The following is a 15,624-nucleotide window of genomic DNA, read 5'->3' as shown; positions in this document are numbered from 1 at the left end:
TATGGTACAAAGTTAATATCCTAAGTTTGCAAGTAGATTGCAAACATCATATCAGTACCATAATGGAGGCGCGCGAAATATCGAAGAACTGTAAATAATATTTTTTAGTGCATATTTAAATATATCAGGATAATTACGGTCAGTATCAGGAGATGTGTATGTTTTAAATATAAAAGTCTGGCAAAACGACTCGTATAGCCCTCCGATTGTTGACAGTGGAGTCTTGGGTATATTTACAGCTTTGCGTATCTCCTGAAAACTGATATGCATTGAACAACGCGTGCCGCCATTGCATTTGTGGGGCCGGTTATGATTATGATTGCATTCATGAATGGCGTCATCATAGTCGCCCAATGCTATTTCAGTTGCTGTAGATAAACTTAAATATATATGCCCGTCACAGTCATGATGATGGAATTGCATGACCGAAGCCAGCAATGTAAACATCATTACCGTAACTGTAAATATATATTTAAACGGTTTTAGCATAATCTACGAAAGCATTCACCGATATATTTATCTGCGGCGTTTTTTGGATCCGGATCCGGTAATGTTTTTCACCATTTCACGGCCTAATGTACGCCCGATAGTTGTGAGCACAGGTACAGCAATTTTTACTACCGCACCCCAAAATCCGCCTCCGTTCTTTTTGTGCTCCGGCGCAGACTTTGTTTTGGCGGTTTTGACATCGGCAGTTTGTTGCCCTTTTTCAGCAGTTTCAGCACGCTGCTTTTCCGCAAGTATCTTTTCAAAAGCGCTTTCCCGATCTATAGACTTCTCGTATCGTCCGTACAATTTTGATTTTTTGATAATCGATGTGCGCTCATCATCTGTTATGGCTCCTATTTGGCTAAGAGGAAAAAGTATTTTAGCTCTGTTTACAATAGCCGGAGCTCCGTTTTCGTCTAGAAATGACACGAGAGCTTCACCTGTACCGAGCTCCTGTATAGCAGTCTGGGTATCAAAATCAGTATTGGCACGGAAAGTTTCTGCTGCCGCTTTAACCGCTTTTTGGTCACGCGGAGTAAACGCACGTAAGGCGTGTTGCACACGATTGCCGAGTTGTCCAAGAATAGTATCAGGGACATCAATCGGATTTTGAGTTATAAAATATATGCCTACACCTTTACTTCTGATAAGCCTTACTACACGCTCTATATTGTCAAGCAATGCCTTGGGCGCATCATCGAAAAGCAAATGGGCTTCGTCAAAGAAAAACACGAATTTAGGAAACTCCATGTCGCCAATTTCCGGAAGCTGTGTGTATATTTCGTTAAGAAGCCACATAAGAAAAGTGGAGTATAGCTTAGGATTAAGCATCAACTTATCGGCGGCCAATACGTTTAAAACACCGTGGCCGTTTTCCGTCTGCATAAGGTCGTATATGTCAAACGCAGGCTCTCCAAAGAATGATGTACCACCTTGATTTTCAAGAGATAATAGCGCACGTTGGATGGCTCCTACGCTTTGGGTAGTTATATTTCCGTAAACCGATACATAATTACGGGCATTTTTCGAAACATAGTCCAACATGGATCTAAGGTCTTTAAGGTCTATTAGTTCCATGTTTTCATCGGATGCAATCTTAAAGACTATATTTAGAACCCCGGTCTGGGTCGGATTCAACTCTAGCAACCGAGCCATCAGATCCGCACCCATGCTTGCCACCGTAGCTCTCATCGGATGACCTTGCTGACCGAATACATCAAAGAACCTTACCGGTGATGCCTCAAACGACGGATTGCTTATACCAAACTCCGCACATCTTTTGTCAATGAATTTGGTCAGTCTGCCGGCTTGACTCACGCCGGAAAGATCACCTTTAATATCGGCCAAGAAACAGGGAACACCCGCCTGAGAAAACGTTTCAGCCATAACTTGTAATGTAACCGTTTTTCCTGTACCTGTAGCACCAGCTATCAGTCCGTGACGATTGGCCATGTTTCCAATTATGCTTAAAGGACCGTCAGAACAATGAGCTATATACAGACCGTTTTTCTTATCGTACATTTGATTTAGTATTATGTTCGGTATAATAACAAAGTTAAGTAGAAAAAATGAAATATAGAAATACATAAGCAGATTATATATTAAATATGTCATGATAAAAGTATCTTTATGTGGCGCCCATAATCGACATTATGTTAAATAGCATATATGGGAAATATCGCCCCTATTCGACATTCATTATTATTTAAGAGGTTTATGGTTTATTAATCAGGTCTTGAATAACTAACTGCTATAAGAGATTGTTTCAATTAAACATATCTAATTTAAAGAATTATGGAACCGATTGTAAACAGTAAAATTATTGAATTTAAATTGCCCGCATATAAAGACGGCGAATTTATAGATGTCAGCAACAAGGATATTGAAGGTAAATGGTCAGTGTTTTTCTTCTATCCGGCCGATTTTACATTTGTATGTCCTACCGAGCTGGTAGATATGGCTGAGAATTATGACAAATTCAAAGAACTTGGAGTTGAAATTTATTCAGTCAGTACCGACACGCAATTTACTCATAAGGCATGGGCCGATGCATCAGATAGTATAAGGAAAATCAAGTTTCCGATGATTGCCGACAAGACCGGCATGTTGAGTGAATCTTTAGGTGTGCTTAATCGAGAGGATTTTCTCGCATATCGAGGTACTTTTGTGATTGACCCGCAAGGACTTATCAAAATTGTTGAAATTCATGACAATGGCATTGGTCGCGATGCAGCAGAATTGCTCCGTAAGGTAGAGGCGGCCCAGTTTGTTGCAAACAATCCCGGTCAGGTATGCCCGGCAAAATGGAAGAAAGGCGAACCTACCCTATCTCCCAGCATTGAACTTGTTGGAAAAATCTAATAACTCACGGAAAAAGGGTGGCCATTATTTTGAAAGGCCACCCTTTTAATTATTTATATTTGAATTTTATACAATAAGATAAGGAAGCATACTATTGCTACATACAAAACTGCAAATATAATCATACTTATTTTCAGGCATCTGATTGCCCTATTCCACGAATCGTAAAAATCGTTATCATTAGTAGAAAACTTATTTCTTGCTTTATTAACGAAATACAACGGAAATAATCCAATAATCGGACATAATATTAAAAAGAGGATTGATACTAAATGGATTGTATCAATATTTTGCTGTTCTATTCTTTTTTTAGTCATAATAAAATAAATTAGTGATTGGTACTATTTTTGTTAGCTAACGATATGCCAAAATTAATGTTTTGGTCGCAATTATCACTAATTCATTTGTTCTTCATTTATCTCGTAATATGTTGTTTATTAGCAAATTAGTCAATGAAGAATTCTGGAAATTTCTTCATTGACTGATCTGCTGATAACTTTGTTAGAATCAAGCAATTAATACCTATGGTATCAATAAATTGGAGTCACTTATTTTCGATTGCGTTAAGAAATAGCATTTTGTCGGGAGCATCAGAATTTTCAATACGATGTTTGAGGCGGCTCCTGCGAGTATAGAATGTTTTCAATTTAGTATCTGTAAGTATGCAAATGGCTCTGGGTTGTAACCCGGAATAGATTAATGCTAAGAGCATATAATCATTATCAGTCGTCAGTGGAAATTGTTGTTTATATTTGACTAAAATATTGTCTCTACATTTATTTACAATATCTTCCAGTTTTATAAAATCATGCTTTTCACATATTCGTTTTATTTCTCTTTCGGCTTGATAATACAGCTGGATTTTATGTTTGTCAGAATTTCCGATATCGAAATATTGATTACACAACGAATTAAAAATTTTAAATTTTTCATTAAACAAGTCATTCACCAACAGCCTCAATTCGATGTTAATCTCTTGTTCATTTTTTAAATCAGATGATATAATGGAATTATTAGATTGGCTAATATTGTATTTTTCAGCCATTATCTTTAATTCGCTCATACGTTTTTCAATCTCCCAATCTTTTAGCCCCATACCTATTTTATGGATTATAACAGATATTAATGAGATGGCAATAAAAGATATCATAAGCGCGTATGCTAAGAAAAAAATTGAGGCATAGGGCTTCATTGCATTTTATTAATTAAATTTGTTCAAGAAAAAATGATATAATGAAATCTCAAAAACGTCGTGTTCATCGCCTATTGGCTTGGTCTATTCTTTTAACGATATTTTGTGCTATTTTTGGTATTATCCCATTAGTATATGGCATTAAAGCATTATCACGTTATAATCATTCCGATCCTATATATGTGAATTACATGATTAAAGGATATATTTGGCTCAGGAATTGTAGTGTGGCTTTTATATGCATTTATTCAGTAGGATTGATATTCCTTGCCGGATTGTACTATTTTCAAAAATAATAACAACCGGCTTGATATATTATTACAGCCGGTTGTTAAATAGTGTCTTAGTTAAAAACAGATCCGGGCAGAGCGCGGCAATTATATTGCGAAGCCATGATTTCACCATATGCACCTGCCGAACGAATAGCGAGTAGATCGCCACGCTGCGTAATGGGAAGAGTTTCGTCGGTGCCGAAGCAGTCGGAGGACTCACATATGGGCCCTACTACATCATAAACTCCGTTCTCGGTGTATTTACTCGTTAAGTTCTGTATCTTGTGATGAGCCTGATAAAGTGCCGGTCGTATAAGATCGGTCATGCCTGCATCCACGATAACAAACTTTTTCTTTAAGCCCTCTTTCACATATAATACTTTTGTAATAAGGGAGCCGCACTGAGCCACAATAGAGCGACCAAGTTCGAAGTGCAGCTGCATCCCCTGCTCCAACTTCAGATTGGTCCGGAATATGTCGAAATAGGACTTGAAGTCTGGTATCGGATTAGCATCAGGATTATCGTAATCCACGCCAAGTCCGCCACCGACATTAATGCTTTCAAAATGTATGCCTTGATCTTTATACTTGTCAACCAGCTGATTGATGCGGTCGCACAACACCTTGAACGGTTCGAGAGTAAGTATCTGAGAACCGATGTGAAAATGAAGTCCGATAAGACGTAGACTCGGCTGCTTTGCGCAGTATGCTATGGCTTCGTCAAGCATCTTCAGGTCTATGCCGAATTTATTTTCTTCCAGTCCTGTGGTTATGTAATGGTGGGTATGTGCATCAATATCGGGATTGACACGCAACGCGACATTTGCAATCTTGCTTTTGTCGGCCGCCATCTCTTCGATAAGTTGAAGCTCCGGCAGTGACTCAACATTAAAGCATGCAATATCGTTGTCAAGCGCAAAGTCAATCTCGCTGTCACTCTTACCCACTCCGGCAAATACTATGCCTGATGCGGGAAATCCGGCATTAAGTGCGGCGCGTATCTCGCCTTCACTTACACAATCGACACCAAATCCAGCCTCACAGATATACTTCAATATCTCCGGATTGGCATTGGCCTTGATAGCGTAATGGACATGATACTCCGCCTCCGGGGAGGCTTTTTTTATAGCATCAAGTGTGGCGACAAGCAATTTCTTGTCATAGTAATAAAAAGGAGTTTTAATAGAAGCAAACTCCTTTAACGGGAATTCAGTCATAAACAGATCGTTATTGTTTATTTTTAAACAAACGGTCGCTTAGAAGGTTTAAAGCCTTTATCTTGTCATCCTTTTTGACAAGGAATGAAATATTATAGTTGCTTCCACCGTACGAGATCATTCTTACGGGTATCTCTTTCAATGCATCAAGGGCTTCAGCCTCGAAGCCGCGGTTCTGCCATTCGAGATCACCTACCACACATATTATGACCATGTCCTTATCAATGGTCACAGTGCCGAATTTACGCAGGTCGTCAAGTATTGCGCTAAGATTACGTTCATTATCGATGGTAAGCGAAACGCCGACTTCTGAAGTCGCAATCATGTCGATAGGAGTCTGATGAGTCTCGAACACCTCGAATACTTTCCTTAGGAAACCGTAAGCAAGAAGCATGCGGCCAGACTTGATCTTTATAGCAGTGATGTTGTCTTTAGCCGCAACAGCTTTGATAGTACGTGCCGTCTGCACATTGTGGATGAGAGTTCCGGGAGCGTCGGGCTGCATGGTATTAAGCAGTCTGACCGGTATGTTGTTTAATTTTGCCGGCAGAATACATGTTGGATGCAGTATTTTTGCTCCGAAGTAAGCGAGTTCGGCAGCTTCTTCGAAATGGAGTTCCTGTACGGGATCAGTATTGTCGACATAGCGGGGATCGTTGTTGTGCATGCCGTCGATGTCTGTCCAAATCTCAATCTCTTCGGCATTTATAGCCGCACCGATCAATGAAGCGGTATAGTCGCTGCCGCCACGCTGCAGATTGTCAATCTCGCCGTATGCATTGCGGCATATATAGCCTTGTGTTATATATATATCGGCATCTTTGTGCTTCTCGAGCTGTGCCGAAAGTTTCTGTTTGATATATTGAGTATCAGGCTCAGCGTTCTTGTCGGTACGCATAAAGTCAAGCGCAGGCAGAAGTACGCTGTTCAATCCTTTTTCACGCAGATAGATATTCATCATAGCTGTAGACATGAGTTCGCCCTGAGCCAGAATCTCTTTCTCTTCAAACAATGTGAAAATATCTTTTGTAAACGAACGGATGTAGTTAAAACAGCCTTTTACTTCACGAGCCGCTTCGTCTTTTGATGCGGGTGTGTCGTAAAGTTCGTCGATGGTACGCATGTACTTCGCTTCAAGTTGATTGACAGTCTCTTTAGCTCCGTCAACATTTTTCTTGTACAGGTAATCGGATATTTCAACAAGCGTGTTTGTGGTACCCGACATTGCCGAAAGGACAATAATGTTACGTCCGCGTTCGGTAACGAGTTTCGCAACTTCTTTAAATCTTTGGGCCGATCCCACGGAGGTACCTCCAAATTTCAGAACTTTCATTATACGTTATTTATCAATAATGTTAGTAAAATTTCACAAAAGTACAAAAAACGCGTCAATTAATCTAATTGAGGCGCAATTAAATGCTTGTCGTCGCAACGCAATACACGTCCGGGGAACTGTTCTACAAAACTTAAATTATGTGTTGCCATTATAACGGCCGTCCCCTCCTGCGCTATGTCATGAAGATAACGCACAATCTGCTCTCCTGTAGCAGGATCAAGATTGCCGGTAGGCTCGTCGGCAAGAATAAGCTTCGGTTTGTTAAGCAGCGCGCGTGCAATTACGATACGCTGCTGTTCGCCGCCCGACAATTCATGAGGCATTTTATACGACTTCGTAAGCATGCCAACTTCTTTGAGGACTTCTTCAATGCGGTCGTCCATATCGGTTTTGTTTTTCCAACCTGTAGCCTTTAGCACAAACAGCAGATTATCGTAGACACTGCGGTCAGTAAGCAACTGGAAATCTTGAAACACTATGCCGATTTCTCTACGCAACATAGGTATCATTTTGCGTTTTATGTTCATCAGATCATAATCCAACACATGCGCTTCACCCATTTCAATAGGTATCTCGGCATACATTGACTTAAGAAGGCTGCTTTTGCCGCTACCGACACGACCTATGATATAGGTGAATTCTCCGCTCTCAATCTCAAGATTCACATCCTTCAGTACGACATGTTCCTTACGGAGAATCTCCACTTTTTTATAGTCAACAATCTTCATCGAAATTATTCTTTATGACGTTTGGCAAGCTCTTCAGCCAATTCTTCAATGCGGTGACCTTTGGACGTCAGCAATACGATAAGATGATATATGAGGTCGGATGCTTCATATATGAGTCGGTCGTCGGTGCCGTTGGTTGCTTCTATCACGGTTTCGACGGCTTCCTCTCCAACCTTCTGTGCCATACGATTCACACCTTTCTTGAATAGAGATGTCGTATAAGATCCTTCCGGCATCTCGTCATGGCGTTTTATTATAAATTCCTGAAGATAATGCAGAAATTCAACACCAGCATCGTTGGAAGTTCCGAAACATGTATCAGTGCCCTTATGACATGTAGGACCAACGGGATTTACCAAAACCAACAACGTATCGCGGTCGCAGTCAACCTGCATTGATACAACGTTCAGAAAGTGTCCGCTTTCCTCCCCTTTAGTCCATAGCCGATTTTTAGTGCGGCTGAAAAAAGTCACTTTTCCCGTCTTTACGGTCTTGTCATATGCTTCTTCATTCATAAAACCGAGCATAAGTACGTTTTTAGTCCTTGCGTCCTGAATAATCGCAGGGACAAGACCGTTTAACTTATTGAAATCCAAGTCTGCCATATTTGTGCTTTTATTATAATCTTACTGTAATATTTCGTTCGTTCAAATATCTTTTCAGTCTTTCGACTGAAATCTCGTTAAAATGGAATATGCTTGCCGCCAAGGCCGCATCAGCCTTCCCTATTGTGAATACATCGTAAAAATCCTTGTAGCTACCCGCTCCGCCTGAAGCTATGACCGGAATCGACAATATGTCATTCAGTGCCGCCAATGCGTTATTGGCAAAACCGGATTTTACTCCGTCGTGATCCATACTTGTAAAAAGTATTTCGCCGGCTCCCCTTTCCTGTGCTTCTTTAGCCCATTCAAACAAGGTTTTGCCGGTAGGTATGCGGCCACCGTTAAGATAACATATCCATTCATTTTCGGCTGTTGTCTTGGCATCAATCGCGACAACACAGACCTGTGACCCGAATCGTGACGCTATTCCGTCAATCAATTCCGGGTTGCGTATCGCAGCAGAGTTGATTGAGATTTTATCGGCACCTGCATCAAGCAGTTTTTCAACATCATCGATGTCCGAAATGCCACCTCCGACTGTAAACGGTATGTTTATGGCAGAAGCCACACGTTTTACGAGTTCAACAAATGTGCGCCGGCCTTCATGAGAAGCTGTTATGTCAAGATATACCAACTCGTCGGCACCTGCGTCACTGTATCGCTTCCCCAGTTCGACAGGATCACCAGCTTCGCGGAAATTGACGAAGTTAACACCTTTTACCGTAGTGCCGTCCTTTACATCAAGACATGGTATAATGCGCTTGGCGAGCATGATAATTTAATAATTATAGTGTTCAATATCCTTTAATGTTATACGCCCTTCATAAAATGCTTTTCCGACTATTACCGCCGGAACAGAAGCAGCATGCAGAGCGTCAATGTCGGCGATTGAACCGACTCCGCCGCTTGCTATAACGTATACGGACGGTAGCTCGTTCAGAAGCTTCGTATACATGCCGATCGAAGGTCCGGAAAGAGTGCCGTCAACGTTTATATCGGTGGAGATTACTTGAGTTATACCTTTTTTGCAATAAAAACGGACAAACGGTATTAGTTCCATTTCAGAATCGTGCAACCATCCAGATGTACTGATCCTGCCGTCACGAGCATCGGCTCCAAGTATGATTTTATCGGGTCCGTATACAGTCAGCCAGTATTCAAACGTATCGGGCTGATTGACGGCCACGCTTCCTCCGGTTATCATCGAAGCACCACTGTCAAACGCGATTCTTATGTCTTCATCGCTTTTTATGCCGCCACCGAAATCAACGACAAGTCCGGTATGGGATGCAATTCTTTCCAATACGGCATGATTAACAACATGCTTCGATTTAGCACCGTCAAGATCGACGAGATGCAACCGACGACAACCAGCATCCTCAAAACGTCGAGCCACATTAAGCGGGTTGTCGCTATAAATCCGAGCCTGCCCATAGTCACCTTTTGTAAGCCGCACGCATTTACCTCCTATTATGTCAATTGCAGGTATTATGTCAATCATAGCTCCAGAAAGTTTTTTAGGATGAGTTCTCCTATTCCACCGCTCTTTTCAGGGTGAAACTGTGTAGTATAAAAGTTGTCTTTGTGCATAGATGCGCTGAATGGCAATATGTATTCTGTAACGGAATCCGTATACGGTCCTACAGGCACATAATAGCTATGTACATAATAGACATACTGACCGTCGAGCTGTTTGCTGACAATGCCGTTTCGCAAATGATGAACCGTATTCCAGCCCATATGCGGTATCTTGTCTAATCGTGACTGTGCTTCAAAACGCCGCACATCAGTATCGAATATGCCAAGGCATTCGACATCATTCTCTTCAGAATGGCGACATAAAAGCTGCTGTCCGATACATATACCAAGAACCGGCTGGCGCAAATCGCGAATCACACGATCAAGACCGTGAGCTTTTAGATAAGACATAGCTGATGCCGCTTCACCCACTCCCGGAAAAATAACTTTAGGCGCGTTTGTAATGACATCCTTGTCGTCAGTAAGCACCGCATCGACACCAAGACGCCTTAATGCGCACATAACAGAAAAGTTATTGCCGGCGTTATATTTAATTATCGCGACGTCCATCTTAACTGAAAACGATGGTTTTATTATTATAAGTCAGGATCTTACGTTGTATATGTTTTTCGACGGCTCTTGAAAGCACAATCTTTTCAAGGTCACGTCCTTTTTTTACAAGATCGTCAACCGTATCCTTATGGGTGACACGGGTTATGTCCTGTTCGATTATAGGACCGGCATCAAGATCGGGCGTCACATAATGGCTTGTGGCTCCTATCAGTTTTACTCCACGGTCGTAGGCTGCATGATATGGTTTTGCCCCGACAAACGCAGGTAGAAATGAGTGATGAATGTTTATTATATGGTGGGGATAACGCCGAATGAAGTCTTCTGAAAGAACTTGCATATAACGTGCAAGGACTATGAAATCAATGTTATATGACTCGAGTATTTCAAACTCCCGAGCCTCCATTTCAGCCTTGGTTTCTTTTGTTATGGGTATGACTTCAAACGGTATGTCAAACTGCTTGGCAACAACTGCGAGGTCAGGATGATTGCTAATTATAACAGGAATCTCAACGTCCCATTCTCCTGATATGTAGCGGGCAAGAATATCATAAAGACAATGCGACATCTTGCTGACGAAAATAGCCATACGCTGACGCTTTTCTGAAAATTTCAGAGTATAATTCAAGTTATACCGCTTTGCATAGAGTGTATCAAAATACTCGCCTATTTTATCTTTGGGTATTATGAAGTTGTCTAATTCCCACTCCACACGCATATAAAATATGCCGTTTATTCTGTCAACATACTGGTCGAGATATACTATATTACCACCATTGACATCAATAAATTCGGTTATGACGGCTATAATGCCCGGCTGGTCGGGGCAATGCATCAGTAAAATGGCCGTATTCTTGTCTTTTTTCTCCATTAGTCAATTTAATTGCATGCAAATATAGTGAATACTCCCCTTTTTGACAATAAATTGACAGATAAACAGCAATAAAACATGCACTTTTGTTTAAAATATAGATTATTTCAAACAAAAGTGCATGCAATACGGCTTATATTTGAGCAAATTGCATCAATTGCCCATTTCCGAAAGGAACTTTATGCGGATAAGTCTTATCTCTTCCTCTGAATATTCGTTGCCGAGCTCATCTATGGCTTCGTTTATGTCGTCGCTTTCACTCTCTTTGAAGTAATCGAATATATCCTCCTGCCGGTCATCATCCATCACTTCATTTATGTAATAATCAATACTTATTTTGGTGCCAGAATATACAATGGCTTCAATCTCATCAAGAAGTTCGCCAAATTCAAGTCCTTTGCTTTCGGCAAGTGCGTCCAACGGTATTTTGCGGTCAATACCCTGTATTATGTAAATCTTCAGCTTGCTCTTGTTTGCGACACTACGGACTCTAAGATCCTCGGGACGTTCGATTTCGTTTTCTTCGACATGAGCTTTTATGACATTAACGAAGTCTTCGCCATATCTTTTTGCCTTGCCGACTCCTACTCCGGGGATGTTTTGCAGTTCTTCCACTGTAATAGGATAGGTAGTGGCCATCGCTTCAAGCGAAGGGTCTTGAAATATGACATATGCCGGCAAGCCAAGTTTCTTGGCCATTTTCTTGCGCAAATCCTTAAGAATGTTGTACAGTTCTGGATCCACGGCACAGGCCGCACCACCTTTTACTATAATCTCCTCTTCGTCTTCATTGAAGTCGTTATCTTCCACTATTTTAAAGGATGTAGGCTTTTTGTAGAAATCCTTTCCTTTTTTTGTGACTTTCAACAATCCGAAGTTCTCGATATCCTTATCAAGATATCCTGCAATAATAGCTTGACGGATAATCGTATTGGCTGTTTTGGCATCAGTACCCTGAAGACATCCGAATACTTCAAGTTCAGATTGATTATATGATTTTACTGTAGCTGTATTTTTGCCAAGCATCACATCAATTACTTGGTCTGCTTTGAATTTTTCCTTAAGGGCTGTAACCGTTTCGATTACGGCGCACAATTCATCTTTTGCTTCCACTTGTTTTTTGGGATTTAAACAATTGTCACAGTTCCCGCAGTTATCTTCATTATACTCTTCTCCGAAGTAATGCAACAACGACTTTCTTCGGCATATCGACGACTCGGCATAAGAAGCAGTCTCAAGAAGCAGCTGTTTGCCTATTTCCTGTTCGGCAAGTGGCTTCCCCTGCATAAACTTCTCCATTTTTACAAGGTCCTTGTTGATGTAGAAGGCTATACAGCGGCCTTCACCGCCGTCGCGTCCGGCACGTCCTGTCTCCTGATAGTAACCTTCAAGAGATTTAGGTATATCATAGTGTATCACAAATCTGACGTCAGGCTTATCTATGCCCATGCCAAACGCTATCGTAGCCACTATCACATCAACTTTTTCCAACAGAAAAGCATCTTGGTTGGCTGAACGTGTAGCCACATCCATGCCGGCATGATAAGGCAATGCTCTTATGTCATTGACGCGAAGTATCTCGGCCAATTCTTCCACTTTTTTACGGCTCAGACAGTATATTATACCGCTTTTTCCCTCTTGACTTTTGATATACTTTATTATATCGCGGTCTATATTGGGCGTTTTGGGCCGCACTTCATAAAACAGGTTACGACGGTTGAATGACGACTTGAATACGGTAGCGTTCTGCATACCGAGATTCTTTTGTATATCGTGCTGTACTTTAGGAGTTGCCGTAGCCGTGAGCGCGATAACCGGTCGGCGACATATCTCGTTTATAATAGGACGAATACGTCGGTACTCCGGTCGAAAGTCATGCCCCCACTCCGATATGCAGTGTGCTTCGTCGACAGCATAAAAAGAGATGGGAACTGTTTTCAGAAACTCAATATTCTCTTCTTTTGTAAGCGACTCGGGCGCCACGTACAACAACTTGGTCTTACGGGCGATGATGTCGCTTTTTACTTGATCTATAGCTGTTTTATTCAAGGACGAGTTAAGGAAGTGGGCCACATTGTCATCTTCACTGAAGCTGCGCATGGCATCAACCTGATTTTTCATCAGAGCGATCAACGGTGAAATGACTATGGCGGTTCCTTCCATTATGAGCGCAGGCAATTGATAACATAACGATTTGCCTCCTCCGGTAGGCATGAGCACAAAGGTGTCGTTTCCATCCAGAAGGTTGGAAATGATGGCTTCCTGATTGCCCTTAAAGGTGTCAAATCCAAAATGCCGTTTTAATTCTTCGGCAAGTGAAGTATTTTTTGCCATGGTCATAAGGTTGCGTCCTGTTATATATCAGTCTGTTATTCTGTTCAATTCAAAATTGGCCTTACGCAGTTTTTCCAACGCATATTCATCAGTCACCGTAAAAGCATCGGTATCGGATGACGGTACGTCAAACATAGAGTCAATCATTATCGTCTCTACGATCGAGCGCAATCCACGTGCTCCAAGTTTATACTCAAGGGCTTTGTCCACAATAAGGTCAAGCGCACTATCGGTAAACTCAAGTTTCACTCCGTCCATCTCAAAAAGCTTCTTGTATTGACGTACGATGGCATTTTTCGGTTCTGTAAGGACCCGACGCAAAGCATCACGGTCAAGAGGTTCAAGATTGGTAAGAATCGGGAGGCGGCCTATTATCTCCGGTATAAGCCCGTAGGATTTCAAGTCTTGGGGAGCGACAAATTTAAGATAGTTGTCGCGTTGCACGCGCTGACGGGCCGGATCGGTAGAATATCCTACGACATGAGTGTTCATACGGTGAGCTATCTTCTGCTCTATGCCGTCGAACGCACCACCGCATATAAAAAGGATATTTTTTGTATCGACAGGTATCATGCGCTGTTCGGGGTGTTTTCTGCCACCTTGGGGCGGCACATTCACCACCGATCCCTCAAGCAACTTCAGCAAGCCCTGTTGAACACCCTCGCCACTTACATCGCGTGTTATCGAAGGATTGTCGCCCTTGCGCGCTATCTTGTCTATTTCATCAATAAACACTATGCCTTTTTCCGCTTTTGCCACATCATAATCGGCTACCTGAAGCAGTCGAGTGAGCAGGCTCTCGATATCCTCACCTACGTATCCCGCCTGTGTAAGCACTGTCGCGTCAACTATAGTAAACGGCACATCAAGCATCTTTGCTATAGTTTTGGCAAGCAGAGTCTTGCCCGTTCCTGTCGGCCCGACAAGTATGATGTTGCTCTTTTCTATGTCTACATCGTCATCTGACGATTGAGCAAGACGCTTGTAGTGGTTGTATACCGCCACAGACAGATATTTTTTAGCATCATCCTGCCCGATGACATATTTATTAAGGAATTCATATATCTCCTTGGGTTTGGGCACACTGCTCATTTCGGTGAGAGTAGAGTCGCCAGAAGCTTTAGACTCCTGACGATATTCTTTCAGCAGGTCGTCTATGGCCTCTACGCAATCGGAACAGATATAAGTGTTGGGCGAACTCGCCGACGGTACCATCACTTCAGCCATGTCGGCCGGTCGTCCGCAGAACGAACATTTGGTCGTGTCAGTCTTTTTTGCCATATCCGCCTCTTAACGGTTTGCTTTAACAAGTACGTTGTCAATCATGCCATATTCCTTGGCCTCTTCCGCAGTCATCCAATAATCGCGATCGGAGTCTTTCTCTACCTTATCATATGACATGCCGGAATGGTCGGCTATGATCGAATACAATTCTTTTTTCAACTTTTGGATTTCGCGTGCGGTAATTTCAATATCTGAAGCCTGCCCCTGCGCGCCTCCCATCGGCTGATGTATCATGACGCGCGAGTGTTTTAGAGCAAAGCGTTTGCCTTTTTCTCCCGACACGAGAAGTACGGCAGCCATAGATGCGGCCATACCGGTACATATCGTGGCCACATCGCTGGCCACATACTGCATTGTATCATATATGCCGAGGCCGGCATATACGGATCCGCCGGGCGAGTTGATGTATATGGATATGTCTTTTCCGGGATCTGAGGTGTCAAGATACAGCAATTGTGCCTGTATGACATTGGCGGTATAATCGTTTACGTCGGTCCCGAGAAATATGATGCGGTCCATCATCAGACGTGAGAATACGTCCATCTGGGCCACGTTAAGCTGACGTTCTTCAATAATCGTGGGTGATATATAGCTGGATGTTATGTTGGCGCCACCGGTTGCTGCAATGTATTGGTCAAGGGCAAGCCCGTTCATACCTAAATGCTTTACAGCATAATTTCTAAAGTCGTTGTTCATATATTTTGTAAGATATTTAGTATTGGCTACTCAAAGATACAATAAAAAATCAGAAATATGCAAATTTTGCAAGAATTATTGTATGTATTGATGTGTCGATACATACACGGAGCGACACCATGGCGCCGCTCCGTGATTTAATTTAAGACAA

Annotated in this window: 14 protein-coding genes; 1 reads left to right on the top strand and 13 read right to left on the bottom strand. The window is 42.0% G+C overall.

What is annotated here, in order from left to right; all coding sequences use genetic code 11:
- Nucleotides 1-516: 516 nt before the first annotated feature.
- The gene (locus tag FW767_RS05520) at nucleotides 517-2,010 is read right to left on the bottom strand and encodes a helicase HerA-like domain-containing protein (RefSeq protein WP_121699019.1); all 1,494 of its coding nucleotides are present in this window, start codon (nucleotides 2,008-2,010) and stop codon (nucleotides 517-519) included.
- A 273-nt stretch (nucleotides 2,011-2,283) separates the two neighbouring features.
- Between FW767_RS05520 and ahpC the strand changes: the two genes are divergently transcribed.
- Nucleotides 2,284-2,850: an alkyl hydroperoxide reductase subunit C gene (gene ahpC, locus FW767_RS05515; RefSeq protein WP_121698955.1), complete on the top strand. Its 567-nt coding sequence runs from the start codon at nucleotides 2,284-2,286 to the stop codon at nucleotides 2,848-2,850.
- A 544-nt stretch (nucleotides 2,851-3,394) separates the two neighbouring features.
- Here the strand turns inward: ahpC and FW767_RS05510 are convergent.
- The 12 genes from FW767_RS05510 to clpP form a co-directional block, all read right to left on the bottom strand.
- Nucleotides 3,395-4,042 (bottom strand): hypothetical protein, encoded by a 648-nt coding sequence (locus FW767_RS05510; protein ID WP_121698957.1) that lies wholly within the window; start codon nucleotides 4,040-4,042, stop codon nucleotides 3,395-3,397.
- 343 nt (nucleotides 4,043-4,385) lie between these two features.
- Complete coding sequence (gene lysA, locus FW767_RS05505) at nucleotides 4,386-5,531, bottom strand: diaminopimelate decarboxylase (protein WP_235898069.1); 1,146 nt, start codon at nucleotides 5,529-5,531, stop codon at nucleotides 4,386-4,388.
- 10 nt (nucleotides 5,532-5,541) lie between these two features.
- Nucleotides 5,542-6,864: an aspartate kinase gene (locus tag FW767_RS05500; RefSeq protein WP_121698959.1), complete on the bottom strand. Its 1,323-nt coding sequence runs from the start codon at nucleotides 6,862-6,864 to the stop codon at nucleotides 5,542-5,544.
- 59 nt (nucleotides 6,865-6,923) lie between these two features.
- Nucleotides 6,924-7,595, bottom strand: a complete 672-nt coding sequence (locus FW767_RS05495) for a cell division ATP-binding protein FtsE (protein WP_121698960.1) — start codon at nucleotides 7,593-7,595, stop codon at nucleotides 6,924-6,926.
- Between the two features lie 5 nt (nucleotides 7,596-7,600).
- Complete coding sequence (gene hisIE, locus FW767_RS05490) at nucleotides 7,601-8,200, bottom strand: bifunctional phosphoribosyl-AMP cyclohydrolase/phosphoribosyl-ATP diphosphatase HisIE (RefSeq protein WP_121698961.1); 600 nt, start codon at nucleotides 8,198-8,200, stop codon at nucleotides 7,601-7,603.
- Nucleotides 8,201-8,213: 13 nt separating this feature from the next.
- Nucleotides 8,214-8,972, bottom strand: coding sequence for an imidazole glycerol phosphate synthase subunit HisF (gene hisF / locus FW767_RS05485; protein WP_121698962.1), 759 nt, complete (start codon nucleotides 8,970-8,972; stop codon nucleotides 8,214-8,216).
- Nucleotides 8,973-8,978: 6 nt separating this feature from the next.
- Nucleotides 8,979-9,701 (bottom strand): 1-(5-phosphoribosyl)-5-[(5-phosphoribosylamino)methylideneamino]imidazole-4-carboxamide isomerase, encoded by a 723-nt coding sequence (hisA, locus tag FW767_RS05480; RefSeq protein ID WP_121698963.1) that lies wholly within the window; start codon nucleotides 9,699-9,701, stop codon nucleotides 8,979-8,981.
- Entirely contained in the window at nucleotides 9,698-10,288 is a 591-nt protein-coding gene (gene hisH, locus FW767_RS05475; protein WP_121698964.1) for an imidazole glycerol phosphate synthase subunit HisH, read from the bottom strand. The genes hisA and hisH overlap by 4 nt, the downstream gene beginning before the upstream one ends.
- Nucleotide 10,289: 1 nt before the next feature.
- Nucleotides 10,290-11,159 (bottom strand): formyltetrahydrofolate deformylase, encoded by an 870-nt coding sequence (gene purU, locus FW767_RS05470; RefSeq protein ID WP_121698965.1) that lies wholly within the window; start codon nucleotides 11,157-11,159, stop codon nucleotides 10,290-10,292.
- A gap of 153 nt (nucleotides 11,160-11,312) precedes the next feature.
- A complete protein-coding gene (gene recQ, locus FW767_RS05465; protein WP_121699020.1) occupies nucleotides 11,313-13,493 on the bottom strand; it encodes a DNA helicase RecQ in 2,181 nt (726 codons plus the stop codon).
- A gap of 27 nt (nucleotides 13,494-13,520) precedes the next feature.
- Nucleotides 13,521-14,774: an ATP-dependent Clp protease ATP-binding subunit ClpX gene (clpX, locus tag FW767_RS05460; RefSeq protein WP_121698966.1), complete on the bottom strand. Its 1,254-nt coding sequence runs from the start codon at nucleotides 14,772-14,774 to the stop codon at nucleotides 13,521-13,523.
- Nucleotides 14,775-14,783: 9 nt separating this feature from the next.
- Complete coding sequence (clpP, locus tag FW767_RS05455; protein WP_121698967.1) at nucleotides 14,784-15,473, bottom strand: ATP-dependent Clp endopeptidase proteolytic subunit ClpP; 690 nt, start codon at nucleotides 15,471-15,473, stop codon at nucleotides 14,784-14,786.
- Nucleotides 15,474-15,624 lie beyond the last annotated feature (151 nt).

This window comes from Heminiphilus faecis, assembly GCF_008728965.1.
Taxonomy (GTDB): Bacteria; Bacteroidota; Bacteroidia; order Bacteroidales; family Muribaculaceae; genus Muribaculum; species Muribaculum faecis.
Note: the sequence above shows the minus strand (reverse complement) of the source record. Positions and strands in the feature narration are given on the sequence as shown.

Excerpts from the sequence above, each read along its gene's own strand:
- FW767_RS05520 (WP_121699019.1), bottom strand. The coding sequence starts at position 2,010 with ATGTACGATAAGAAAAACGGTCTGTATATAGCTCATTGTTCTGACGGT.
- ahpC (WP_121698955.1), top strand. The coding sequence starts at position 2,284 with ATGGAACCGATTGTAAACAGTAAAATTATTGAATTTAAATTGCCCGCA.
- FW767_RS05510 (WP_121698957.1), bottom strand. The coding sequence starts at position 4,042 with ATGAAGCCCTATGCCTCAATTTTTTTCTTAGCATACGCGCTTATGATA.
- lysA (WP_235898069.1), bottom strand. The coding sequence starts at position 5,531 with ATGACTGAATTCCCGTTAAAGGAGTTTGCTTCTATTAAAACTCCTTTT.
- FW767_RS05500 (WP_121698959.1), bottom strand. The coding sequence starts at position 6,864 with ATGAAAGTTCTGAAATTTGGAGGTACCTCCGTGGGATCGGCCCAAAGA.
- FW767_RS05495 (WP_121698960.1), bottom strand. The coding sequence starts at position 7,595 with ATGAAGATTGTTGACTATAAAAAAGTGGAGATTCTCCGTAAGGAACAT.
- hisIE (WP_121698961.1), bottom strand. The coding sequence starts at position 8,200 with ATGGCAGACTTGGATTTCAATAAGTTAAACGGTCTTGTCCCTGCGATT.
- hisF (WP_121698962.1), bottom strand. The coding sequence starts at position 8,972 with ATGCTCGCCAAGCGCATTATACCATGTCTTGATGTAAAGGACGGCACT.
- hisA (WP_121698963.1), bottom strand. The coding sequence starts at position 9,701 with ATGATTGACATAATACCTGCAATTGACATAATAGGAGGTAAATGCGTG.
- hisH (WP_121698964.1), bottom strand. The coding sequence starts at position 10,288 with ATGGACGTCGCGATAATTAAATATAACGCCGGCAATAACTTTTCTGTT.
- purU (WP_121698965.1), bottom strand. The coding sequence starts at position 11,159 with ATGGAGAAAAAAGACAAGAATACGGCCATTTTACTGATGCATTGCCCC.
- recQ (WP_121699020.1), bottom strand. The coding sequence starts at position 13,493 with ATGGCAAAAAATACTTCACTTGCCGAAGAATTAAAACGGCATTTTGGA.
- clpX (WP_121698966.1), bottom strand. The coding sequence starts at position 14,774 with ATGGCAAAAAAGACTGACACGACCAAATGTTCGTTCTGCGGACGACCG.
- clpP (WP_121698967.1), bottom strand. The coding sequence starts at position 15,473 with ATGAACAACGACTTTAGAAATTATGCTGTAAAGCATTTAGGTATGAAC.